Source organism: Snodgrassella gandavensis (genome assembly GCF_914768025.1).
Lineage (GTDB): Bacteria > Pseudomonadota > Gammaproteobacteria > Burkholderiales > Neisseriaceae > Snodgrassella > Snodgrassella gandavensis.
The window spans coordinates 1-24,717 of sequence record NZ_CAJZCE010000008.1 but is presented as its reverse complement, the minus strand read 5'-3'; the positions used below and the strand labels follow the sequence as shown (position 1 = coordinate 24,717).

At 48.8% G+C, this 24,717-nt stretch carries 21 protein-coding genes; 14 read left to right on the top strand and 7 right to left on the bottom strand.

Going from position 1 to position 24,717, the window contains the following annotated elements:
- Nucleotides 1-7 precede the first annotated feature (7 nt).
- Nucleotides 8-1,417 (top strand): siroheme synthase CysG, encoded by a 1,410-nt coding sequence (gene cysG / locus MJ764_RS06985; RefSeq protein ID WP_239325870.1) that lies wholly within the window; start codon nt 8-10, stop codon nt 1,415-1,417.
- 74 nt (nt 1,418-1,491) lie between these two features.
- On the opposite strand, the gene bfr (MJ764_RS06980) is transcribed toward cysG, so the two are convergent.
- The 7 genes from bfr (MJ764_RS06980) to MJ764_RS06950 form a co-directional block, all read right to left on the bottom strand.
- Nucleotides 1,492-1,965 carry a bacterioferritin gene (gene bfr, locus MJ764_RS06980; RefSeq protein WP_100091140.1) on the bottom strand — a complete coding sequence of 158 codons (474 nt, stop codon included), beginning with the start codon at nt 1,963-1,965 and terminating at the stop codon, nt 1,492-1,494.
- Between the two features lie 10 nt (nt 1,966-1,975).
- Nucleotides 1,976-2,440: a bacterioferritin gene (bfr, locus tag MJ764_RS06975; protein ID WP_239325868.1), complete on the bottom strand. Its 465-nt coding sequence runs from the start codon at nt 2,438-2,440 to the stop codon at nt 1,976-1,978.
- A gap of 900 nt (nt 2,441-3,340) precedes the next feature.
- Entirely contained in the window at nt 3,341-4,147 is an 807-nt protein-coding gene (locus MJ764_RS06970; RefSeq protein WP_239325866.1) for an MBL fold metallo-hydrolase, read from the bottom strand.
- Nucleotides 4,140-5,159 carry an NAD-dependent epimerase/dehydratase family protein gene (locus MJ764_RS06965; RefSeq protein WP_239325864.1) on the bottom strand — a complete coding sequence of 340 codons (1,020 nt, stop codon included), beginning with the start codon at nt 5,157-5,159 and terminating at the stop codon, nt 4,140-4,142. The genes MJ764_RS06970 and MJ764_RS06965 overlap by 8 nt, the downstream gene beginning before the upstream one ends.
- Nucleotides 5,156-6,163: a 3-oxoacyl-[acyl-carrier-protein] synthase III C-terminal domain-containing protein gene (locus MJ764_RS06960; protein WP_239325862.1), complete on the bottom strand. Its 1,008-nt coding sequence runs from the start codon at nt 6,161-6,163 to the stop codon at nt 5,156-5,158. The genes MJ764_RS06965 and MJ764_RS06960 overlap by 4 nt, the downstream gene beginning before the upstream one ends.
- 546 nt (nt 6,164-6,709) lie before the next feature.
- Entirely contained in the window at nt 6,710-7,603 is an 894-nt protein-coding gene (locus tag MJ764_RS06955) for an SDR family oxidoreductase (RefSeq protein ID WP_239325860.1), read from the bottom strand.
- Between the two features lie 237 nt (nt 7,604-7,840).
- Nucleotides 7,841-9,217, bottom strand: a complete 1,377-nt coding sequence (locus MJ764_RS06950; RefSeq protein WP_239325859.1) for an OmpP1/FadL family transporter — start codon at nt 9,215-9,217, stop codon at nt 7,841-7,843.
- A gap of 666 nt (nt 9,218-9,883) precedes the next feature.
- Here MJ764_RS06950 and MJ764_RS06945 point away from each other — a divergent pair.
- The 13 genes from MJ764_RS06945 to MJ764_RS11475 form a co-directional block, all read left to right on the top strand.
- Entirely contained in the window at nt 9,884-10,561 is a 678-nt protein-coding gene (locus MJ764_RS06945; protein ID WP_239325857.1) for a hypothetical protein, read from the top strand.
- A gap of 88 nt (nt 10,562-10,649) precedes the next feature.
- Nucleotides 10,650-11,729 carry an iron-sulfur cluster carrier protein ApbC gene (gene apbC / locus MJ764_RS06940; RefSeq protein ID WP_239325855.1) on the top strand — a complete coding sequence of 360 codons (1,080 nt, stop codon included), beginning with the start codon at nt 10,650-10,652 and terminating at the stop codon, nt 11,727-11,729.
- A gap of 161 nt (nt 11,730-11,890) precedes the next feature.
- The gene (locus MJ764_RS06935) at nt 11,891-13,618 is read left to right on the top strand and encodes a biotin--[acetyl-CoA-carboxylase] ligase (protein ID WP_239325853.1); all 1,728 of its coding nucleotides are present in this window, start codon (nt 11,891-11,893) and stop codon (nt 13,616-13,618) included.
- Nucleotides 13,615-14,442, top strand: a complete 828-nt coding sequence (locus MJ764_RS06930; protein ID WP_239325851.1) for an SPOR domain-containing protein — start codon at nt 13,615-13,617, stop codon at nt 14,440-14,442. The genes MJ764_RS06935 and MJ764_RS06930 overlap by 4 nt, the downstream gene beginning before the upstream one ends.
- 32 nt (nt 14,443-14,474) lie before the next feature.
- Nucleotides 14,475-15,950 (top strand): lipopolysaccharide biosynthesis protein, encoded by a 1,476-nt coding sequence (locus MJ764_RS06925; protein ID WP_239325850.1) that lies wholly within the window; start codon nt 14,475-14,477, stop codon nt 15,948-15,950.
- The gene (locus MJ764_RS06920) at nt 15,947-16,699 is read left to right on the top strand and encodes a glycosyltransferase family 32 protein (protein ID WP_239325848.1); all 753 of its coding nucleotides are present in this window, start codon (nt 15,947-15,949) and stop codon (nt 16,697-16,699) included. The genes MJ764_RS06925 and MJ764_RS06920 overlap by 4 nt, the downstream gene beginning before the upstream one ends.
- Nucleotides 16,699-17,778: a stealth family protein gene (locus MJ764_RS06915; RefSeq protein WP_239325847.1), complete on the top strand. Its 1,080-nt coding sequence runs from the start codon at nt 16,699-16,701 to the stop codon at nt 17,776-17,778. The genes MJ764_RS06920 and MJ764_RS06915 overlap by 1 nt, the downstream gene beginning before the upstream one ends.
- A gap of 144 nt (nt 17,779-17,922) precedes the next feature.
- A complete protein-coding gene (locus MJ764_RS06910; protein ID WP_239325845.1) occupies nt 17,923-18,744 on the top strand; it encodes a glycosyltransferase in 822 nt (273 codons plus the stop codon).
- A 10-nt stretch (nt 18,745-18,754) separates the two neighbouring features.
- Entirely contained in the window at nt 18,755-19,993 is a 1,239-nt protein-coding gene (locus MJ764_RS06905) for an exopolysaccharide biosynthesis polyprenyl glycosylphosphotransferase (RefSeq protein ID WP_239325844.1), read from the top strand.
- Between the two features lie 594 nt (nt 19,994-20,587).
- Entirely contained in the window at nt 20,588-21,481 is an 894-nt protein-coding gene (locus MJ764_RS06900) for a hypothetical protein (RefSeq protein WP_239325838.1), read from the top strand.
- A gap of 44 nt (nt 21,482-21,525) precedes the next feature.
- Nucleotides 21,526-21,801 carry a hypothetical protein gene (locus MJ764_RS06895; RefSeq protein WP_239325837.1) on the top strand — a complete coding sequence of 92 codons (276 nt, stop codon included), beginning with the start codon at nt 21,526-21,528 and terminating at the stop codon, nt 21,799-21,801.
- A gap of 159 nt (nt 21,802-21,960) precedes the next feature.
- A complete protein-coding gene (locus tag MJ764_RS06890) occupies nt 21,961-22,842 on the top strand; it encodes a hypothetical protein (protein WP_239325835.1) in 882 nt (293 codons plus the stop codon).
- 45 nt (nt 22,843-22,887) lie between these two features.
- A partial coding sequence (locus MJ764_RS11475; RefSeq protein WP_275415280.1) for a calcium-binding protein occupies nt 22,888-24,717 on the top strand: 1,830 nt, incomplete at its 3' end.

The window sequence follows — 24,717 nt, the reverse complement described above, 5'->3', positions numbered from 1 at the left end:
AGCCAGTATGAATCACTACCCGATATTTACTCATTTACACCAGCGCAAGGTATTACTGGTAGGCGGCGGTCTGGTGGCCGAACGCAAGGCCAGTGCGCTGTTACAGGCCGGCGCGCAGTTACAGGTGGTTGCGCAGCAAACCACTGCTCAGTTTGCAGAGTGGTTTGCGGCACAACAGGCCGAATATATTGGCACGGATTTCAGCCCCGATTTGTTAAATGGTGTGTTTCTGGTGGTTGCAGCCACCAATGACCATGCGCTGAATCTGCGTATTTTTCAGGCAGCCGAAGCAGCGGCGACATTTTGCAACTGTGTCGACCAGCCGGCTTGCTGTTCCTTTATTGTGCCGGCACTGATTGACCGCAGCCCGATACAGGTAGCGGTGAGCAGTGGCGGCCACGCGCCGGTGCTGGCGCGGCTGATTCGCCAGCAGATTGAAGTGTTGCTGCCATTCTCTCTGGGGCAGGTGGCTGCGGTAGCCGGACGCTGGCGTAAACAGGTGAAAACTGCCTTACGCAGCCTCAGTGAGCGGCGGCGTTTCTGGGAGCAGTTGTTTCAGCATAGCCGCTTTGGCCAGTATATTGCCAGTGGCGATGAAACTGCGGCAGAAACGCTGTTGCAGCAACAGTTAACTCAGCACCAGCCACTGCCGCAGGGTGAAGTGGCGCTGGTGGGTGCCGGCCCGGGCGATGCCGGGTTGCTAACTTTACATGCTTTGCAGGCCATGCAGGCAGCGGATGTGGTGTTATACGATGCACTGGTATCGGCAGAAGTGCTGGCACTGGTGCGTCGCGATGCTTTAAAAATCAGTGTGGGCAAACGCTGCGGACGCCATCAGGTGCAACAGCAGCAAACCAATGAGCTGCTGGTAGAGTGGGCACAGCAGGGTAAGCGTGTGGTACGCCTCAAAGGCGGTGATCCGTTTGTCTTTGGCCGTGGCGGTGAAGAATGTGCAGTATTGCAGATGGCTGGCATTCCTTTTCGTATTATTCCCGGCATCAGTGCTGGTTTGGGAGCCACTGCCTATGCCGGTATTCCACTCACGCATCGCGATTATGCCCAGAGTGTTTTGTTCATCACTGGCCACCAGCAGTTGGGCAGTCAGACATACGGCTGGCAGACGCTGGCCTGTGCACGGCAAACTCTGGTGATTTATATGGGAACGCTGCAAGCAGCGGAAATCAGCCGGCAATTAATCGCCCACGGGCGGGTGCGCAGTACGCCGGTAGCGATTATTTCGCATGGCACGCAGGCCAATCAGTGTGTCTTAACCGGTGAACTACATCAACTGGCGGTACTGGCACAACAGGCGGCCACACCGGCACTGATGGTTATTGGGGAGGTGGTACGGTTGCGCCAGCAACTGGCGTGGTTTCAGCCACACGGCCATTCTGTTGCCGACGAGGCAGCAGCTTAGCCATGATGTGCTTGCTGCCATAAAAAAACAGCACGTACGCAGACGTGCTGTTGTTGTTTTCTGCATAATCTGTATTAGTCTGCCCGTGCCGCTGTTTGGGCATAATTGGCCAAGCCAATTTCTTCAATCAGGTCTAGCTGTGTACCCAACCAGTCGAGATATTCTTCATTTACTGCTTTTTGCTGTTCAAGCAAATCGCGTGATACAAAATCAAGCTGGTTTTCACACACGGCAATCGCATCGGCCAGCGCAATATGCTTGGCCTGTTCTGCCTGCTGGTCACACTGTAAAATCTCGGTGATGTTTTCACCAACCAGAATTTTGCCATATTCCTGCAAGTTGGGCAGTCCTTCCAGCAGCAGTATGCGTTCAATCAATGCATCGGCACTTTTCATGTCGCGAATCGAATGTTTGTACAAGACTTCACCCAGCTCGGCAAAACCCCAGTTGCGTAAAATCCGTGCATGTAAAAAATACTGATTGATAGATACCAGTAGTAAACCCAGATTTTTATTCAGTGCCTGTAAGGCCAAACGGTCACCCTGCATATTTTTCTCCTTACAACTGGCTTTGCAGATAGTTTGGCAAACCCATTATTTCAATCTGGCGTAATTGCTGTTCCAGCCAGTGGGCATGGTCTTCTTCGGTATCTTTCAACTGCGCTACCAGAAACTGTCGGGTAACATAGTCTTGTTCCTGTTCACACAGCTTAATTGCATCTTTCAGATTCTGGCGTACACTCAGCTCGGTAGCCAGATCATTTTGCAGCATGCTCACGACATCGGTACCAACATTGACTGCATCCGGTACCATATTTGGCTTGCCATTGAGCATCAGAATACGGTGAATAAACTGGTGGGCATGGTCGGTTTCTTCCTGCATTTCATGGTCTATGCGCTGAAAAAGCTGCATATAGCCCATATCTTCATACATGCGTGAGTGCGCAAAATATTGGTCACGTGCGGCCAGCTCTCCTGCCAGTAAGCGGTTTAAACAATCCAGTACAACTTTTTTGCCTTCCATATTTGCTTCCTTTTTGCTCAAAGCTGTTCTGTTGGCATAGCCAGACAGCTTTGATTAATCATTAAACAGCCGTCATTAATCTGGCCTGACCCTGAAACCGTCATCACCAGATTAACCATTTAAATAACATAAATTTATGCTGTTGTTTTCGTACCCGTGCTGTATACACTATACCTATCAGCAGATTAGGCATGCATTTGCATCACAGTACTATATTCAATGGGGATAAATAATCTGCCTCAGTATTTTGTGCAGTCATGGATTGCAGGCTAAAATTAACCTGCAATCCTACTCCCCTCTAAATAGTTGTATTAATTACGCAATACTTTCACTTCGATAATCAATACAACTGTTTGAACTTATCATAACATTAAATTTCAACACTATTTTTAATCTAAATAAGACTAATTTTCATAATTATTCATCTAAAAATTCAAAAATTAATTTAAATATTCAACAAAAACATAGCATTAGAATAATAATGGTTCTCATCATTTATTAAAACTTATCAGCAGGCCTGCCTCAAGCTGTCAAATTAGAAAATATTTATATAAATTAACTATATTTAACTCTTATACAGACACTTACACAACTAAATTATTTCATAATCATAATGAAGTTATGCCAGAGAAAATATAACCATTCGCATTTATTGCTTGTTCATGCCATATCCGCCAATCCACATATTTTTTGTCGTATTGATTGTTGGTATAAATGTAATAGACACCAGTGGTACAGATAGTCGCAACTGGTGCCTGAAAATAGGACAATAAAATATATTCTGCAACAATATGCTTCAGCTTATCCAGCTTAGGAGAGCAGATTTACTCGCGTATTCGTATGCTGCTGGCTGGCAAAATACGCGGGGGCGCCAGTAATACCACAAAGTCATTAATGCACTCATACTTCCGCTTCATGACTCAAGTGAATGGTGGCCGCACCACCTTGATGTAGTTGTTGTAACGCTTGCAGGGTAGTCACATAGGCACGCGGATTATCCATAATCAGATTAGCCAGTTTCAGCGGTAGCCGCATCTGCTGATAATTCAGGTGCGACCAAGCTGCATCACTGGCCAGCAGCACCCAGCCATTATCTGTGGCCACAAAAGCACCAAGCTGGCCGGCGGCATGACCGGGCAGCGGCACAATCACAATTTCCCCCTCACTCTCCGGCAAGGCATAGCCATACTGAAATGGCGCCAGTTGGGCGGGTAGTGCCTGCACCGGAAATGTTTCCACAAACTGAACTAGGCTTTCAAAACCATCTGGTATCAGCCCGGGCACAAAAGCCTGCCTTAACGCCGCCATTCCGCGCAACTGGCGCAACTGCTGCCAGCCTTCACCCGAACAAATCATGCAACAATTGCTGAAATCGCGTAAACCGGCAATATGGTCGGCATGAAAATGTGATATCAGTACCGCCGTTATATCTGCCGCCTCCAAACCCCGCTGCTGCAACTGCGCCAGTATCGCCTGCTGCGGGCTGAAATAAGTGGGCGTTACGCAGCGGTAGAGGTAATATATGCCCTGTCTGGTATAGTCATCAAAATAGCTGGCATAGCCAGTATCCCACAACCAATGACGCCCGTGTGCGCTCAACAGATAGGCGCGGGACGGGAATTTACATTTGCGTACAGGCGCGCCACGCAGAACAACGCAACCCAAATGGGTACAGTACCCGCTATCAAGACTCAGAATTTCAGCCATATTTGGCCGCCATGCCCTGCTGGCGCAGCCACTGCGCCGTTATCTCAATTGCCTGCGTTAGGTTGTACTGTGGTCGATAACCCAGCTCACTGATGGCACGGCTGTTATCCAGCGTCATATCGTAATACAGCGCACCAATTCCATAACGCGTCCATAAGGGTTCTTGGCCTGTCAGTTTCGCCACCTTTTCCAATAGCGTGGCCACACCAGAAGCAAGCGGATAGGGCACAGAACGTATCTGATAATGCCAGCCCAACTGCTCCGTCAGCAACTGGTGTAATATATCTACCAGCTGCCGTGGCTGCTGATTAGTGATATTGTAAACTCGCCCCGAAGCCAGCCCGTCCGTAGTGGTAGCCAGCATCATCGCTTGCACCACATTCAGCGCAAAGGTCAGGTCTAACAGCACTTTGCCCCCCCCGGGCAGACGTAATTGCTGCCGTCCGGCCTGCAACTGGGTCAGAAACCACGGCATAATCACCCGGTCATGCGGGCCAAACAGGGCACGCGGACGCAGAATGATATAGCTTGTCGCCGGAAAACGGGGTAACAATCCTAATATTTCCTGCTCGGCAGCATATTTAGTGGCGGCATAGAAATTCGCAAAGCGCTTGGCACGCTGTTCTTCGGTAAGCTGATAAAGCGGTCGGTAATCAAAATACACCGATGGAGTGGAAATATGCACAAAGCGCGCCACTGCTGCTGTTCCGGCAGCCTGTGCCAACTTGCGTGTGGCCAGTACGTTGGCCTGATAGAATTCTGCCCAGCTCCCCCAGGCAGAGGACTTGGCAGCACAATGCCAGACGGCGTCACAGCCGTGCATTAACTGTACGCACTGTTCGACACTGGCCTGCTCCAGATCAAGCGCAGTAAATGACGCCTGATACTGGTGCAGCCATTGCGCAGCCGCCTGATTGCGACCGGTGGCATGCACTTGATGTCCCTGCTGCAATAGATATTCCGCTGCGTTGCGCCCTAGCCCACTGGTGGCACCAGTGACCAGTATTTTCATGGCAACAGCACCATGCCCCCAAGCGTCAGGCCGGCAGCAGTACCAAACAACATCAACGGTTTGCCTTCATGCACCCTTCCTGTCGTCCATGCTTCATGCATTACCGAAGGAATAGAGGCCGCCACCTGATTACCGCGATAACGGTAAATATCCACATACTGATCCGGTTTGATACGTAGCTGTTTGCAAATGTGTTTAATCGCCAGATGGCTGGCCTGATGCATCAGCACACAATCTACTTGTGGCATAGTCAAACCGGCTTGCTGCAACAGACGCTCGGCAAAGCTCTCAATCAGCGTGGTGGCTAGCCTGAATAATTGCTTGCCTTTCATATCAAACAGAAAATCACTATCGTCCATCCCTACTCGCAGATTGCGGCGTGTGCCACCACAACGCACCTCACACAACTCCAGCCCCTCAGGATAGGTTTCCAGCAAAAACGACAGAATACCACTGCTGCCATCGCCTTTTTCTACAATTGCACAAGCTGCACCATCACCAAAAATCAGTGCAGACTCCTCATCATCCCAGTTAAGACCGCGCGAAGGCAGATCGGCAGAAACAATAGCAATGCGCCTGTATACACCCTGATTAAGCAGACAGGCCGCCGTTTCCAGCGCAGTCATAAAACTAACACAAGTATTATTGATATCGAAACTGGCAATATTCTGCGGTAAATTGCTGACTTTCAGAATATGCGCGGCTGTATACGGTAATACCTGAATACCAATTGCGGAAGCAGAAATCAGCAAATCAATAGATTCCGGCGCAATCTGCTGGCGTTGCAGCGCATCATTCAATGCCTCGGCAGCTAACTGTGCCTGACCGACATCATCAGTAATATGAAAGCGGTGCTCGATACCGGAACGTCGCTGTACATAACCATCAGGCTTGTTAAAACGCTTGTCCATCTCAGCAGACGTTACACATCGTACCGGTACAGCAGCACCTGTAGAAAGAATCTTTAATGGTGTCATTGCTCGTACTGAATTTTGTACCGCCATCCGTCTCTCCTATTCATGTAACAGTCATCTTGAAAATTAACAATAAAAATTAATATTATCTAGCGTATACATCATTTCTTGTACAAACTTTGATATAGCACAAGTATCAAATTCAAATAGGAAGCTGATTATTCGAATCAATCCATCATAGCAATTTTAATCCCATACAGATAAATAAACCCATTGGCATTTTTAATTTTAAGCTAAACTTCATACTCTCCGGCATCATTAATCAGCCCGTACTTTATGACAAGTCTGTATAAAATACATTACAAATAAATAAACTTGCTGAGAAAATTATTTTTAATCACAATAACATATGTAGTAAATTAACAACATTAAACACAAACAAGCCAATAAATCACGTAAATTAGATATACGCTTACATATTAAATTAATTCATATATAAAAATAACCACTTACACTAGTCATATTAGAAATCAATAAAAAAATCCGTACTGGAACTCATTTCTCCGGCTGGCGCACAGCCAGTACGGAAAGAAAGTTCCAGTGCGGATTGATCTGGATTACAGATGGATTATTGCCTTACAGCACGATACCGCCTGTAACTCCGTATATCTGAGCAGTCACATAGCTGGCTTCATCAGACATCAAGAAAACATAAGTAGGTGCAAGTTCAGCAGGCTGACCGGCACGGCCAAGTACAGATTCACTCTGACCAAATTTCGGAATAGCTTCAGTAGGCTGGCCACCGGTAATTTCCAGCGCTGTCCAGACTGGACCCGGGGCCACAGAATTTACTCGGATACCTTTTGCAGCCACCTGTTTGGCCAATGCCTGAGTAAAGGCCACAATCGCAGCTTTAGTTGCTGCATAATCCACCAGATTAGGACTGGGCTCAAAGGCTTGTACAGAACTGGTGGTAACAATGGTCGCCCCAGCAGGTAAATGAGGCATAGCAGCCTGAATTACCCAGAACAAGGAAAATACATTAATCTCAAATGTTTTTTTCAACTGTTCCGTACTGATATCACAGAAGCGCTCTACTGCGGTCTGTTTGCCGGCAACCAAAGTCAAACCATCCAGCCCGCCCAGCTCCATATGCGCTTTTTCCACTAGCTGTTTGCAGAAATGCTCATCACTCAAATCACCGGGAATACACACCACTTTACGGCCAGCTTCCTGCACCAGTGCTGCGACTTGTTTAGCGTCTTCCTCTTCAGCCGGCAAATAATTAATCGCCAAATCCGCGCCTTCACGGGCGTAGGCAATTGCTGCGGCGCGGCCAATACCCGAATCGGCACCGGTGACCAGAATCTTACGTCCGCACAAACGGCCATGACCTTCATAGCTTTTTTCGCCACAATCCGGTACCGGATCCATCCTGCTTTGCAGACCCGGTGCAGGCTGATACTGTTTAGAAAAATCCTGATGATAGTACTTGGTTCTTGGATCTTGTAAACCTTCTTGATGATTCATAATACATCTCCATGTTTAACAATGCTTTATCCAAATGGAACAGCAAAACCATCATACGACAGATTATGATACGCGCAAAGAAAATCCCCTGTAATTTATGTCAATATTGTAGTTAAAATTTATTAATCTCAATGGCTTAGATATTTAAAAACAAATTATGACAAAAAATAACCAGAACAGGCTGAATACTAAACATAATTATCCATATTCAGCATAAACAGCCCGTCCGGATAAAGCTTAGAAACGGTGCGTATACGAAACACCAGCAATATGTCCATGTGAACGGTAATCCGCCTCACCTCGTACATTGCTGGAAACATGCACTCCCTGATCCTGCTGGTTCATATGCGTCTGCTGAATATGCAGATATGCATATGACACAGCCACTGTATCGTTTTTATTCACATCATATTTGGCACCGGCACCAAACAGCCAGCGATTCCCATCCGGAATGGTAGACAGCCGCGTAGCCGAGCTGCGCACCGGCGATTGGTCATAATTTACCCCAAAGCGCCACTGTAGACGCGGATTCTGCTGATAAGAAGCCCCTACTCCCACCGAATAGGTATCACGCCAATTAGTGGCAATATGCGTGGTATTCGAAGTAGCTCCATGCACTGGATCAACCGCCTTATCATGCTCAAAATTAATATCTAGCTGATGCAGACGCGAAGAACGTGTCCAGCTCACATTACCAAACACATTCCACTGCGGATTCACTTTCCACATACCATGTAGCGACACCACCTCCGGCGTAGTAATCTGTACCTGCGCACTTTCCAGAGCCTTAAAGCCAAACTGCTCAAACAGCGGTGCATAGTTTTTCGCATAGCTGCCCATTGGCTTCCAGCGTGCGGTACCGTGCAGATGCTGCTTAATCTTGGAACGATAGCTAACACCTACTCGCACATCATCATTAATATCCCACAGCCAGCCAGCATTAAAGCCATAGCCCCAGTCATTGCCTTTCACCGTGGCACGCGCATCAAATGCGCCCGGTGCTTTCTGATGTAATACAGCCTGCGCAATGCCAGACTGTGCACTGCCCACCGGCGTAAAATCAGCATATTTCTGTACTTCCGCATGCAGGTACTGCGCAATCAGCCCGACACCAATCGAGTGTCGGTCATTGATTTTATAAGCGATAGCCGGATTAATATCCAGCGCTTTCACATTAGTTTTATTCACGTTATAGCGCAGCACCGAATCAGAACTGTCATTAGTTCTGGCTGCATACGGAATATATACCCCTAGCCCCATACCCCATTTATCATTCAGGCGATGGGAAAAATACAGTTGCGGTACCAATTGTGCCGTATTAGCAATATTGTCCTGCTCAGGCCCCTGCACAGCAGAGCCATCCGCAAACGTCCCGCGGGCATGACGATATTTAATATCGGGCTTAATTACAAATAAATTAGTATCGATCTGTGTACCATCCAGATTCACCAGTCCGGCCGGGTTATTCACAATAGTTGCTGCATCCGCAGCCTCAGCAGCCGCAGCATTACCGGTTGCTACCGCGGTTACAGACTGTAAACCCAAATGATATCCAGAAGCATATACAGGAGAAATAATCATTGCAGCACTGATAAATACAGTGCTTATTTTCATCACAGCTGGCAAACGTCTTGTCATTGTGTTTTTTCTCAAAAGCAGAAAACAAAAAAGACCTTAATTAAAGGTCTGAAAACAAATAAAAATATTCAAAAAAACTAAAAATCAGCTAAATTTGAGTGTTTATTCTAACCCAAAAATACAAAAATTGCCGTTTAGCATCCTTACAATTTTTCAACTAAATTAAATTCGCCGTATCTAAATACAATTATTTTTCACCCCCAAAGCATACACATTCAACTTAACAAGCGCTTCAGCATAAATAAAAAAAACACCAATTTTCAACAATATAAAATATACACCAGCATCAATTTATATCCAAAGATTAAAAATCATCAGACCGCCCCACACCCCAAAAGCATATAAAATCAAATAACAACAAACTGGTTTTCCAGCCCGAACATAAAACAAATATATTCAACACAAATAGCAGTCCAAATATTCTGCCAGCAGCAACCGCCAAATAACTGACAAACCATCAATACCCAAAACATAAATACAGCCAGAAAATAATGGCACAAAAGCTCAGTACAGCCAGCCATCAAAACCTCATCAGCGCACCAACCCTGTATTTGCCCGACTTTGCAATCATTAATTATTTTTTATACAGCAACTTTGGCAGTTTATAATAACAAATACAATAAATTATTCCAGCATGCATACATGCATATGTCCCAGTTGCAGACCGCAAGCACAACAGCGCAGCCACAATATCGGCCGTTTTTTACCATAATCATCCACCTGACAGCCATTTACAGCAGCCAGCACCAATGGTTACACTGTCGTATTATTATCGGTTCACATGGTTACACAACAATGTTTCAACGATTGAAACGTACCTGGCCGCTATTACTATTATGGCTGGATCTGATTTACAGTTTCATCCTGAATATTGTTGCCAGCATCTCACTAGAACAAACGCCAGCGTCGCAAAACGGTTTACCAGTATCACCAGACATTGCCTTCAGCTGGTTACAGGTAATCGCTAATGGTGGCATGGTGCTTACCCTTAGCTTTGCTTTCTCCATCCTGCTACAACTGAATCGTGCCATGCAGCAGCATCAGGCCTGGCCGATGACACCAGTGAGAATCTCCGCCCTGCTGATTGTGCTGGCTTTCAGCCTGCCCGCCTGGTGGCAATGGTTATGGGCATTATGGGCACTGGCTCATGGCCAGATGGTAGTCGAATGGCACAATCTGCGTTATCTCATCGTTTCGATACTATTACTGTATCCGGCCTGCCTGTGCCTGCATTTACTCTGGATTCGGCACCGGCAGCACAAAAACATAGATGATTCTGACAATTTCATCCAGCCTGCCGGTAACCAGCCACCATACTGATTATCCGGCATTGCCTCAAGCAAACGCTGGCCACAAGCCAATATAGGCTAAAATATGTGCCAGAAATACAGCTGCGGATTAAACTTATATGAACACACAATCCATTACCACCATACTCAACAGCATCACCATTCCAGCCAGTAGCCGTACTCTGGGTAGTGAAAAAGCCGTGAGTAACGTTACCGTCGCCAGCGATGGCATTCATCTTGACCTCACCTTTCCCTATCCCGTTGCACACCTCATTAATGAACTGCAACAGCGTATCGATCAGGCCATCACTGCCGAATTTGGCGATACCCCCTTATTTGTACAGGTGCAGCTAGCCATAGGCAAACACAAAGTACAGCCCGGCGTACAAACCATTGCCGGCGTTAAAAACATCATCGCCGTAGCCTCAGGCAAAGGCGGCGTAGGCAAATCCACCACCAGCGCCAATCTGGCCGTCGCTTTAAGCCGTATGGGTGCACGCGTAGGCGTACTTGATGCCGATATTTACGGCCCCAGCCAGCCCACCATGCTTGGCGTAGCCGGACAGGAACCACGCCAGCATGAGGGCAAAATGATTCCAGTGATGGCTGCCGGTGAAATTCAAGTGATGTCGGTAGGCTTTCTGGTTGATACCGATCAGGCAGTTATCTGGCGCGGACCGATGGTAAGTCAGGCTTTACAGCAACTGCTGTTTCAAAGCCAGTGGGACGATGTGGATTACCTGATTATCGACTTACCCCCCGGTACCGGCGATATCCAGCTCACACTGGCACAGAAAATTCCGGTTACTGGTGCAGTAGTCGTCACCACACCGCAAGATGTGGCTCTGATTGATGCCCGCAAAGCCGTGAATATGTTCCAGAAAGTCAATATTCCCATTTTCGGCGTGCTCGAAAACATGTCCATGCATATTTGTTCTCAATGCGGCCATGCCGAATCCATTTTCGGGCAAAATGGCGGTAAAGAACTGGCGGCCAGACTCGACGTGCCCCTGCTAGGACAGCTACCGTTAACATTGGCCGTACGTGAAGCCATGGATAACGGTAGCGCCTGCATACTGGCACAACAGCAGCCCCAAATCGCCAGCCTGTATGAACAGGCAGCATGGAAGCTGGTGCAGGCACTGGCAGATCAGGGCAAAGACTATAGCCAGCGTTTCCCAAAAATTGTGGTTGAGTAAGCCCGAACAAACAGAGACAATTCCCCAACCATGCGATAACATTCACAACGGTTGTGATCGCACAACCGTTGACACAGCCTACCCGTATCCGGTCATATAGCAGAAGCAGTAATACTGAACTAACCCATTGTTATCGATAATAACTATGGTGATGCCATTTTATGAACACACCGTTTTGGCCTTTACTGGCTCTACTTGCCGATGGTCTGGCACATAATGTCCAGACACTGGCAAATACCCTAAATAGAAAAATTCCCCAGCTCAATGCAGCCTGGCAGGATATGCCTGCCCACATCCAGCATCTATTGCGCCAGCACAATGACGTCTGGCAGCTCACCAAAACCTTAGCACTGATACCAGAACACATCTTCAACAACTGTGCCCGCCAGTATGGCTTTACCCCCCGCCTCCTAGTACAAACCACCTCCACCAACACCATCCTGCTGGAACAAGTGCGCCACGCACCTACTGACACCCCGCCACAAATCTGTCTGGCCTATGAACAGACTGCCGGCCGTGGCCGTCAAGGCAAATCGTGGCAAAATCGCATTGGCGAATGCCTGATGTTTAGCCTAAGCTGGTCATTCCAGCGCTCACAGGCTCAACTGGGTGGTTTGGCACTGGTCGTGGCACTGGCCGTAGCCCAAACCCTGCGCGAACTCGGCCTAACAGCACAAATCAAATGGCCGAATGACCTGATGCTGGATAACAGCAAACTCGGCGGCATTCTGATTGAAACCGTACCACAACAGAAACAAACCACCGCCATCATCGGTATCGGCTTAAATTTCAGCATTCCCGATCAAGTGGGCACAGCCACCGCTATCCTGTCACTGCTGCCACAGGCACAGGTAACACAGATTTTTCAGGGCATTCTGTCCCGGCTGACACAATACCTGCCCCGTTTCAATCAGGATGGACTCAGCCCCTTTCTGGCCGATTACAACCAGCTGCACCGTGATCAGGGACAACTGGTACACCTGTTAGCCAATGGCAGCAGCATTGCCGAAGGCACAGTCAGCGGTATTGCCGCATCCGGTGCCCTGCTGCTGCAAACCGCCAGCGGTGAGCGCAGCTTTGTCACCGGCGAAATCAGCCTGCGCCCCGGTGCGGCACAAGGCCAGTCTGAAGAAGCCAGCAGAAAACGTTACCTGCTGCTGGACGCCGGCAACAGCAAACTCAAATGGGCCTGGGTAGAAAACGGCTGTATTCTCAGCTATGGCAAAGCAGCTTATTACGACCTACAACCATTAGTTCAGGACTGGGCAAAACATGGTACCGGCGTACAGCGCATTATCGGCTGCGCAGTTTGTGGCCAAACACGCCAGCAGCAAATCACCAGCATTCTGCCTAGCCCGGTAATGTGGCTGCCTTCCATGCCAGAAGCGCTTGGCATCTACAATCATTACCGCAAGCCTGCCGAACATGGTGCCGACCGCTGGTTTAACGTCATTGGCAGCCGACGCTACAGCCGTCAGGCTTGCGTCGTAGTTAGCTGTGGTACAGCCGTCACAGTAGATGCACTTACCGATAACAATCATTATCTGGGTGGCAGCATCCTGCCAGGATTCCATTTAATGAAAGAAGCACTATCCAAACGCACAGCCAACCTCAACCGCCCGCTGGGCAAACCCTATGCCTTTGCCACCACCACCCCGAATGCCATGGCCAGCGGCATCATGGATGCAGTCTGTGGTGCCATCATCCTGATGCATGCACGCTTACAACAAAAAATCGGCGCCGGCAAGCCTGTCGACATCATTATTACCGGCGGTGGTGCCAATAAAGTAGCTCAGGCACTACCCAATACATTTGTCTTAGACAACCGCATTGAAATTGTGGATAATTTAGTGATTTACGGTTTACTCAATTGGGTTGAATACGCATGAAATGGCTGTTTGCAATCTTGGTAGCATTAAATATTATTGTTTTCGGCAGCATGATAGCTGGTAAACTAGTGCATGGCGTGTCTGCCTCACCCGCTGCGGCCAGCGCCGCCAGCCCTGCTGCTGAAGTGGTTGAAGTTGCCGCACCCGCCACCCCGGACATTAGCGTGCGCCATACTGCTGAAGTAGCTGAAACAGCCACTAGTAGCAGCGTGCCCGCCGCCAAACCCACCAGCAAAACCGATATCGCCGCTGTCAACAAACCAAAAACTGACAATCCTGCCAACGCCGACAAATCGGCTACACCAACACCTCCATCCACAACCAATACCTGTACCGCCACAGTTACCCTGCCAGAAGATGATTTTCACCGCATCAAAGGTTTGCTTAACCACTGGCCATTTACCACCAGTCGCTTCATTGAACAGGCCAGCAACCCAGCCAAACCACATCGTGCGTCCACACCCACCCGTTACATGGTAGCACTCTCCTCAAGTGGCGATAGCGACACCCGTGCCCGTCTGCAAGAGCAAGGCTTTGACTACGGCATCAATCAAGGTAAAGTCAGCCTCGGTGTATTCAACCGGCGTGAAGATGCAGAAAGCCTAATGGCACGCGCTAAAATGCAGGGATTCAGCGATGCCTTCATCACTACTTTAGGTGGCAGCAGTAACGATAGTGAAAGTGACAGCCAGCCTGACCACACCGCCATCAGCATTGCCAAAATGCGCGTTGTATTTAGCGGTGTAGATAACTCTGCCATGCATGATATCAACGCCATTACCGGCCGTTATGGCCGCATGCAGCGCAGCGGTAACTGTCATTAAGCCTGCCAGTCAGCAAACCCTCTTGAGGCTTCATGAGCACCCGTGCAGTTATCCTGAAAAACATATCCGCCAATCTGTTGCTGCAACTGATAACTGCACTGGGCGGGTTTATCCTACCGCCACTGATCGTCGTAACCTATGGTTCGGCTACCAACGGCATGCTCGCCTCCATCAAACAGTTCATTGCCTACCTCACCCTGCTTGAAGCCGGTATTGGCGCCGCTGCCATCGTTGCACTCTATCAAGCACTAACTGCCCACGACAACCAGCTACGCAACCGCATTCTCGCAGCCACTCATCATTTTTATCGCATTTCCGGCAGCCTGTTTGCCATCGCACTACTGGTACTGGCCATCCTGTTTGCCTGGCTTACCCACAACGAAATCAGCGCCAGCCTCACCTTCTACATCGTACTGGTAATGGGGGCGGTCAACATCCTCGACTTCTTTTTTTTCGGCAGCTACCGCGCCCTGCTCACTGCCGACCAGAAAACCTACATCATATCCACCATACAGGCCGGCAGCATCCTCGCCAACATTACCGCCTGCTATTGGCTGATCAGTGCCGGCTACAACATCCTCACCGTACAGATAGCCTCCACCCTGATACAGGCGAGCAAATTCCTGCTGTACCGCCACTATATCAAACACCACTACCGTAACCTGAATCAGCACTACAACAAACACAACGCCTACCAACTACAACAAACCTGGGATGCACTCACCCACCAGCTCACCGGCCTGCTGATATTCAGCTCCCCACTGGTACTGATTACCCTTTTCCTATCACTGAAAGACGCCAGCATTTACGCCGTCTATGCCCTGATTTTTGGCGCCATCAAAATGGCCTTACAGTCCCTGTCGCAGGGTATGCAGGCCATATTCGGCCACAGCCTCACCACCAACCCAGAGCGTACCCGGCACAACTTCTGCCGCTATAACCGCCTCTTCATGTGCTTTCTCGGCTGGGTTTACACCTGCACCGGCCTACTGCTGGCACCCTTTATGCAGCTCTACACCCATAACATGACCGATGCCAACTACCACCAGCCAGTACTGGCCATCCTGTTTTTACTGGTAGGCATCATCGAAAACAGCCGCATCCCCAGCATGACCATCATCATGGCTGCCGGCCGCTACAAGGCCACCAAACCACAGGCACTGCTTGAAGCAGGCCTCAACATCGCCTGCTCCCTGTGCTTTATCCAGCTATGGGGCAGCGCCGGCATCCTGCTGGCCGCACTAGTATCCTTCCTTTACCGCAGCAGCGAAATGGTACATTACACCTGCAAGCACATCCTGTCCCTGTCCAGCACACGCCCCTATCAGTTATGGCTGGTGGTATTTGCCACCATCGCCATCAGCATCAGCATCGGCTGGCAGCCCGTCAGCAGCATCAGCGTACACAACTATCTGGACTGGATTAAACTGAGCTGCATTACCGGCCTGAGCGCCGCCATACCTTTCGGCTTCCTGCTATTTCTCATCTATCGCCGGCCTGCCCAATGATACCCAAACTGATTCACTACTGCTGGTTTGGCCCCCAGCCACTGCCTGCCACCACCCAGCGCTATCTGAATAGCTGGCGCCAGTTTCTGCCCGACTACCAAATCCAACTGTGGAATGAACACAACTTCGACTATCTGTCCAACCGCTACGCCCGCGCCGCCTACACCGCCGGCAAATATGCCTTTGTTGCCGACGTCTGCCGCATTCAGGCACTGTATCAGCACGGTGGCATCTATCTGGACACCGACGTGCAGATGGTGGCCTCATTCGACCCTTTCCTGCACCACCACTGCTTTACCGGTTTCGAACAGGGCATGAATCCCTACACTCGCCAGCTCACCTGTAACCCACAGGCCGGCGTCATGGGCTGCGAAGCCGGCAGCACCCTGATGCATGATATCTGGCAGCAATACCAGAATCTCGAATTCAACCCACAGCAACTCATCACCATCAACCAGCTATTTAAGCAGCTCTACCAGCAACACGGCATTATCCTCAACAACCAGCAGCAGGAAATCCCCGGCTACGTCTGCGTCTATCCCAGCGACTACTTCATGGCCAAAAATGCCTATACCCACGAACTGAACCGCACCGCCAACACCATCTGCATTCATCACTACGATGGCACCTGGCTCAACGACAGCAAACACATCGACCAGCTCAAACGCCGGCTGCTAAACCTCCTGCGTACCACCCTCGGTGCCCGCAACAGCCAGAAACTCATCGCCCTGCTCAAACGGAAACATTAATGAACACCAACACCGACAACATCCCGATTGACTTCGTCCTGCCATGGGTAGACGGCAGCGACCCAGCATGGCAGGCCGAAAAAAACCACTACCTGCCCCAGCATCATGGGCGCAGCGATGCCACCAGCAGCAACCGCTATCAAGATTTCGGCACCCTGCGCTACGTACTGCGCTCCATCGAACAAAACTGCCCGTGGTATCACAAAATCTACCTGATTACCGCCAACCAACGCCCGCACTGGCTACAAACCAACCATCCAAAAATCAAAATCATCAACCACACACAACTGTTTATCCAGCCGCAGAACCTGCCCGTATTCAACTCATCCGCCATCGAAATGAATCTGGTCAACCTCCAAGGCCTGAGCGAACACTTCGTTTACCTCAACGACGACACCGTTATCCTGCGCCCCACCCCGCGCGAACGCCTGTTCCAGCATGGCCTGCCCGTCGACTTCCTCTGTCACGGCTGGCTAAAGCGCAACGCCCTGTTTCGCCGCCTGCGCGGCCAGAATAGCTGGGTAGACGCCCTCAACAACAACATCGCCCTGATTAACCGCGTATATAAGCCCGCTACCCTGAGCACACAACACCTTTTCGCCCCCAGCTACAGCCTGCGCGAAAAACTCAGCAACGCCCTGCTTAAATACCTCCACCGCCACTACTTCTGGTTTGCCCACTGGCACCAGCCCCAGCCCTATACCCGCAGCACCCTGCAACAGGTCTACCAGCATTTCCAGCCCGAAATGCTCGCCTGCACCACCAACCGCTTCCGTGCCCGCAACGACCTCACCATCTACCTCAACCGCTACTGGCATCTGGCCAGCGGCGCCTTCATCCCGCACAAACACAACGACGGCTTCGTACGCAACATCAGCAGCCTAACCGAACTCAACCGCGCCATCGACCACCTGCATCAACACCCCGAAATCCGCTTCGTCTGCCTCAACGATACCTGCAACAACAGCAACGAACTGGCACAGCTCAACGCCGCACAAAGCGCATTCTACGAACACTACCTGCCCACCCCAGCCTCATTCGAACAAAACAGCAGCCAGCCACCACAACAACGCGCATAAATGTAAAAAAATCAGCAACTAGCCTTAATTTAACCACACAAACCCACCGCGCCAGCCAGCCAAGCGGCACCAGCCAACATTGTTGCGATATAATAAACAAATCTTCACAAACCCCGGGCATACACATCTACTGCTGCCAACACCATGAAAACCCGTCCTTTTTCCATTTTGCTTTCCCTGTATGCACAAGAACAGCCTAGCTGGCTCAGCGCCTGTCTGGACAGCCTGTGTGCTCAGAGCATACAGCCCGAAGAAATCATCATGGTACTGGATGGCACCATCGGCACCGAACTACAGCACGTACTCAGCCACTACCAAACTCGCCTGCCGCTGAAAATCATCCCCCTGCCACAGCACGTCGGCCTTGGCAATGCCCTTAATGCCGGCTTGCAGCATTGCCGGCATGAATGGATCATGCGCATGGATACCGACGACATCTGCGCACCAGAGCGCTTTGCGCGCCAATGGGCATACATCCAGCAACATCCCCATATTGCCCTGTTCAGTGGCCAGATAGCCGAATTCAGCACCACCCCGGAACACACCAGCGCCGTCAGACAAGTACCCCTTACCGACAGCGCCATCCGCCACTATGCCCAGTGGCGCAATCCCATCAACCACATGGCTGTGGCTTACCGCAAAAGCGCCGTACAGGCAGTAGGCGGCTATCAGCACCATCAGTGGATGGAAGACTACAACCTGTGGCTGCGTCTGCTGGCTGCCGGCTATCCCGCTGCCAACCTACCCGAAACCCTCGTCTACGCCCGTGCCGGCCACAACATGCATGCACGCCGGCGCGGACTGCGCTACCTCAGCAGCGAATGGCAGCTACTGCGGCTCAAACGTCGCCTCCGCAGCCAGCCCCTGCTAGCTGCCCTAAGCTGCTTTGCCTTGCGCGGCAGCAGCCGCCTATTGCCCACCAGCCTGCTGGGGCACCTCTACCAACATTTGCGCCTGAACAAATAAACCACACATCATGCGAAAATTACTGTCCTACAAAAGCCGCCTCCTCTTCGGAACCCTGCTGGTTATGCTATTGCCACTGGCCATCATGGAGCCCATCAAAGGCTTCTCGCAGGGGCGTGCCGCCTTCATCACCAGCACCATCCTTGCCGGCATTGCCCACCTGCTCAACACCAAATCCCTGTCCGTCTTCAGCAACTTTCCCGGTAGAAAATCCGCCGTCATCGCCCTGCCACATACCTTCTTCTGGTTTTTCGGCATGTGGATGGCCGCCAAATTCTTCAACCTGCCCTATACCGTATGGTTCCTGTTTATGGCCGGCTGCCTGTCCCTCTTTTTGTGTGTAGCCTATATCTACTACCGCAACAGATTCATCACCACCTATGCCTACCTGCCCTATGGCCGCGCCCTAAATGCCGACCAATTGCCCAACGTCAACTGGATAAAACTCACCAGCCCCAGCCTACCCGCAGCCACCACCATCAACGGCATCGTAGCCGATCTGCACGAACCCGAGCTCGACCACCACTGGCAGAAATTCCTTGCCCGCCAAACCCTCGACGGCATGCCCGTCTACAACATCCGTCAGGTAGAAGAGTTCCTGACCGGCCGCGTAAAAATCCATCACCTGTACGAAAACGACCTCGGCTCCCTCCTGCCATCGCCCACCTACGTCCTCATCAAACGCCTTATCGACATCCTGCTTATCCTGCTGTCTGCCCCCATTACCCTACCGGTAATGCTCATCACCGCCATCGCCATCAAACTCGAAAGCCCCGGCGACATCCTGTTCCGCCAAAACCGCGTCGGCCGTGGCGGCCGCGAATTCTGTATCTACAAATTCCGCAGCATGTGCAGCGACTCCGAAAAAAACGGCGCCCAGATGGCACAACTGGGCGACGCCCGCGTTACCCGCATCGGCCACATCATCCGCAAAACTCGCATCGACGAACTGCCCCAGTTCTGGAACATCCTTACAGGCGACATGAGCCTTATCGGCCCCCGCCCTGAACAAAAAATCTTTGTCGACCAGTTTATTCAGGAAATCCCCTTCTACGACTATCGCCACATCGTCAAACCCGGCATCTCCGGCTGGGCGCAGGTTACCCAAGGCTACGCCGCCGACACCGAACAAACCCAAATAAAAATCGAACACGATTTTTACTACATCAAACACTTCTCCTTCTCACTCGACATACTCATATTCTTCAAAACCCTCAAAACCATGCTCACCGGCTTCGGCGCACGCTAAGCCAGCCATCCCCCCTAAAAAACGCTACCAGTAAAACCTTACCGGTAGCGTAACAACATACATCATAAAAACAAAATGACACGATTGCCGCCAAACAAAACTCATAAACCCGGTAAAAAGCAATAAAAGCAAACCACGAATATCAAAACAGCCAAGCAGTAATACCCATAACATCACTTAATCTTCTGCTTACCAGCATTTCCTATAATCTATTCAATTCCTTTAATTACATACCAACCAAAACCAGCCTACATTTCACACCCATATAAACGTATTTAAAACCAAGCTACTCATCTTAACTACCAAACACTGCAAACTCATAGCAATAAATGCACAACATGCCTAAACCAAATTTATGCCTAATAAATTATCAAAATACCATCAAACCTAAACTAAATCCCAAATTATCCATCCAAAAATATTTATCCCCCATATATAACATATCCTAACAACATAACTAACTCACAAACCTTATTTATCTATTAATACTTATTTAATAGTAGAAAAGTTAACCATAAAATAACATTTAGCCATTTCACAAATGTAAAATTTATGTTAATTTTTACTCTATAACATAGAGCAACAGGGCTGCTTATGAAGTCTGAATATAAAAAAATTGTGCTTATCGTGGTGCTGCTATGGCAGGTGTTGCTGCTTGCCGGCTGTGACTATTATTTGAGCGAACAGCCGGAAAAACAACCAGCGCAGCAGGTACCGGAACCATTCCGCAATCAGGATAGTCGTGAGCGTTATGACACCATTGGCAAACTAGGTACTCAATCCATCAGCATCCCTGCTGGCGTAATTGATGGCTGGGCGCGTTATATGGGCGATCCGGGCGATTTTGCCGATCCGAAAATCAAAGCCAAATACCAGCGTCCGCCAGAATCTTACGATTTGCCGATTGAATCATTTGGCTTTCTGTATCGCATTACCGATGGCGATGTCTATACCTCTTTCCGGCAGACAGAAGAGGATTATCGCCACGATAATGAAACCTTAATCCCATATGGCAAACCTTTTCCGTGGGCGAGCATAAGTGTCTATGGTCAATATGATGCTACTGCGCCATTGAATTTTAATTTCACGGTTCAGGATGACTTCAGAGTATCAAAAGAAGTTACAAATATTGATTATATCCAGCAGCCACAACCGCTGTATGGCCTAACCGTATATCGGGCCAATAATGGTATTGATCCGGAAACCGGCGAACCATGGAAATCAGATACCCTTGCCAGAGATAAAATGATTAACAAAGATCAGGCGGGCAATATTAAAACCTATATCCAGTGTGAATTTACCCAGTATAAAAATTTTTGTAGTCATATGTTTTATAACGATGACTGGCATATCCAAGTATGGATTAGTTATAACCGTAGTTATCTGCCGCAGTGGCAGGAGATGGAGGGCAATATTATCAATATACTGAATAGCTGGCGCGTAAGCCCAGAAGGCAAGCTGCTGGGCAAACAGATTGGTAAGGCCTAGTTTTAGCAGTGGTACAACCTATTGATTATCTCAAGGAAAACACTATGTTAGAAGCAGAAAAAGTAAGCAAAAGCGAAATTCAGGCCTGGCGTAAACAGATTGAAAATGGGGATTTATCCGATGTTGGCGCGGTGTATCAGCAACTGGCCAAACGTGGCTATCATTATGCCAAATGGGCTTATGGGGTAGCATCCGCGGATACCATTACTGGTCATGGCGCGCTGGAATTTATGCAGGCGGTGGCGAATGAACATAATCATATTTTAACCGCCGATGAAACCAATAAAATTCGCCACAACATGGCCTTGGCAGCAATATAAATATTTCCTTAGCTGACATCAGTCGCATCAATACTACAATATTGACCAGTATTTAATATATATATAACAAGAAAAATATAAAAATCAGTACCTTTTTATTTTATTTTTGTAAAAATTATGTTAATTTTTACTCTATAACATAGAGCAACAGGGCTGCTTATGAAGTCTGGATATAAAAAGATTGTGCTTATCGTGGTGCTGCTATGGCAGGTATTGCTGCTTGCCAGCTGTGACTATTATTTGAGCGAACAGCCAGCCCAGCAAGCACCCGTACCATTCTATAATCGCGATAGCCGTGGCCGCGCCGATACCATTGGTAAGCTGGGTACTCAATCCATCAGCATCCCTGCTGGCGTAATTGATGGCTGGGCACGTTATATAGGCGATCCGGGCGATTTTGCCGATCCCAAAATCAAAGCCAAATACCAGCGTCCGCCAGAATCTTACGATTTGCCAATTGAATCATTTGGTTTTCAGTATCGGATTACTGATGGCGATGTCTATACTTCATTCCGGCAAACACAACAGGATTATCGCCACGATAATGAAACCTTAATCCCATATGGCAAACCTTTTCCGTGGGCTGGGGTGATTATTTATGGTGAATATGATGCTGCTGCGCCGTTGAATTTTAATTTCACGGTTCAGGATGACTTCAGAGTATCAAAAGAAGTAACCAATATTGAGTATATCCAGCAAGAACAACCGCTGTATGGCCTAACCGTATATCGGGCAAATAATGGTATTGATCCGGAAACCGGCGAACCGTGGAAATCAGATACTCTTGCTAGAGATAAAATGATTAAAAAAGATCAGGCGGGCAATATTAAAACCTATATCAAGTGTGAATTTACCCACCATATAGATTCCTGTAGCCATATGTTTTATAACGATAGATGGCACATAAGAGTACGACTGGGCTATAGCCGTACTTATCTGCCACAGTGGCAGGAGATGGAAGGCAATATTATCAAAATACTGGATAGCTGGCGCGTAAGCCCAGAAGGCAAGCTGCTGGGGAAACAGATTGGTAAAGCTTAGTTTTTGGTAGCAGTAGAACTGTTGATTATTTCCAAGGAGAGCACTATGTTAGAAGCACAAAAAGTAAGCAAAAGCGAAATTCAGGCATGGCGTAAACAGATTGAAAATGGGGATTTGTACGATGTTGGCGCGGTGTATCAGCAACTGGCCAAACGTGGCTATCATTATGCCAAATGGGCCTATGGGGTAGCATCCGCAGATACCATTACTGGTAATGGTGCGCTGGAATTTATGCAGGCGGTGGCGAATGAACATAACCATATTTTAACCGCCGATGAAACCAATAAGATTCGCCACAACATGGCCTTGGGTTATCTGGATATGTTAGAGGAGAAAGCCGGTTCGGGTAGTGTTAGTCAGGATATTAGCTATAAGGAAATGCGGGAATTTCATATTAAGGTATTTAAAGATAATAATGTTGATATTAATTACTGGACGCTGTATGAGCCGATGCGCCTTATCGAACAGTATGCGTCGGGGAAACTCATTGGTGGGCGCGAAATCAAAGGCGAACAGGTTGTCGAATTATTGTGGGAGCAGATGTGGGAAACCGAAGGTATTTGTGTAAAAAGCTGGTTTGAAAGCCTTGGATTATCTGAAATCATGAGAGATGCTCATAATGGGTATATTTATATTGATAAACTAACTGGTACACCTAAATCCTCTGCTGCGATAGAGCTAATGGCAGCGAGTTTGGGTCTGGTTGGGGGAATGCTGCTTCGGAGTTGCTATAAAAAAGTGCCAATTTCCAGCGCTGATCAGGCACTGGCGAAAAAGTGGATGGATAATACTAGCAGATTTGCCCCGCTAAAGGATTATTGGCAAGAATTTGGTAAAGAAGGTATGGAAAACTTATGGTACAAGGACTATGCTTCTCCATTTGACCAGGCGACTGGGCAATATTTTATTAATCACAAAGATACCGATGCTGCACGAGAGCAATTCAGATTTAACTGGGAATTAGCTGGCGGCAAGGGGGTAACACGGTGGATTATGGCTGCAGTATTAAATACCAACAGCATTAATCCATCCAATCCGCGGATTAATAGCATTAATCACGATAATTTTACCGATAAAGGATGGGGATTTGTCTTTGATCCGGTAAATGGTCATCGTCAGGAGCTTGCCGGCCAGCCGGGCAAGTTTGAATTTAAACACCAGCTGGCGTTTATCGATGAGCTGCCGGAAAAATTATTATTGCAGTTGCAGACATGGGAAAAAAAAGGCAATCAACAACTGGTATCGCTGTATCTGAATGCACTGATGCAGCTTAATCCGGTGGTGATACTCAATCCGGACAAAACGCCGGCGGTACGCAAAATTGATGATGTAGGTGAAGAATGGATTAAGGTGCGCACCTGGATGATTCAGGAAATGCGCCTTGCTCAGGCAAAAGAATATAATCAGGTGTTAAAAGATCAAGTTGAACAAATTGATGGCCATACCAGCATTGATTTTTCCATGCGCCATATCTATCGGCAACAAGAATCATTAGTTGAATCGATTCGTAAACAGTACGGCTTCGGCGTCAAAGATGCGATTGTATTTCGCGATGAGCAAACCGGGCAAAGCTGGAGTACGGTTGCCAAGGCTGGCGATAACGCCCATCAGGTGGTGATGCTGGGCAATGGCAATACCAAGATAGAGGGCGGCAAGCTGGCGGATGTGATTGTTGGCGGCAAGGGCAGTGATGATATCTCTGGCGGAGAGGGTGATGATTATCTGTTTGGCGGTGCCGGCAATGATACGCTCAGGGGCGGTAAGGGCAATGATATTCTGGTGGGCGGTGATGGCGCAGACAAGTATTATTTCAATAGCGGCGATGGCAAGGATAAGATTTATGACTCCGACGGCAAGGGTAGTATTTTTATTGAT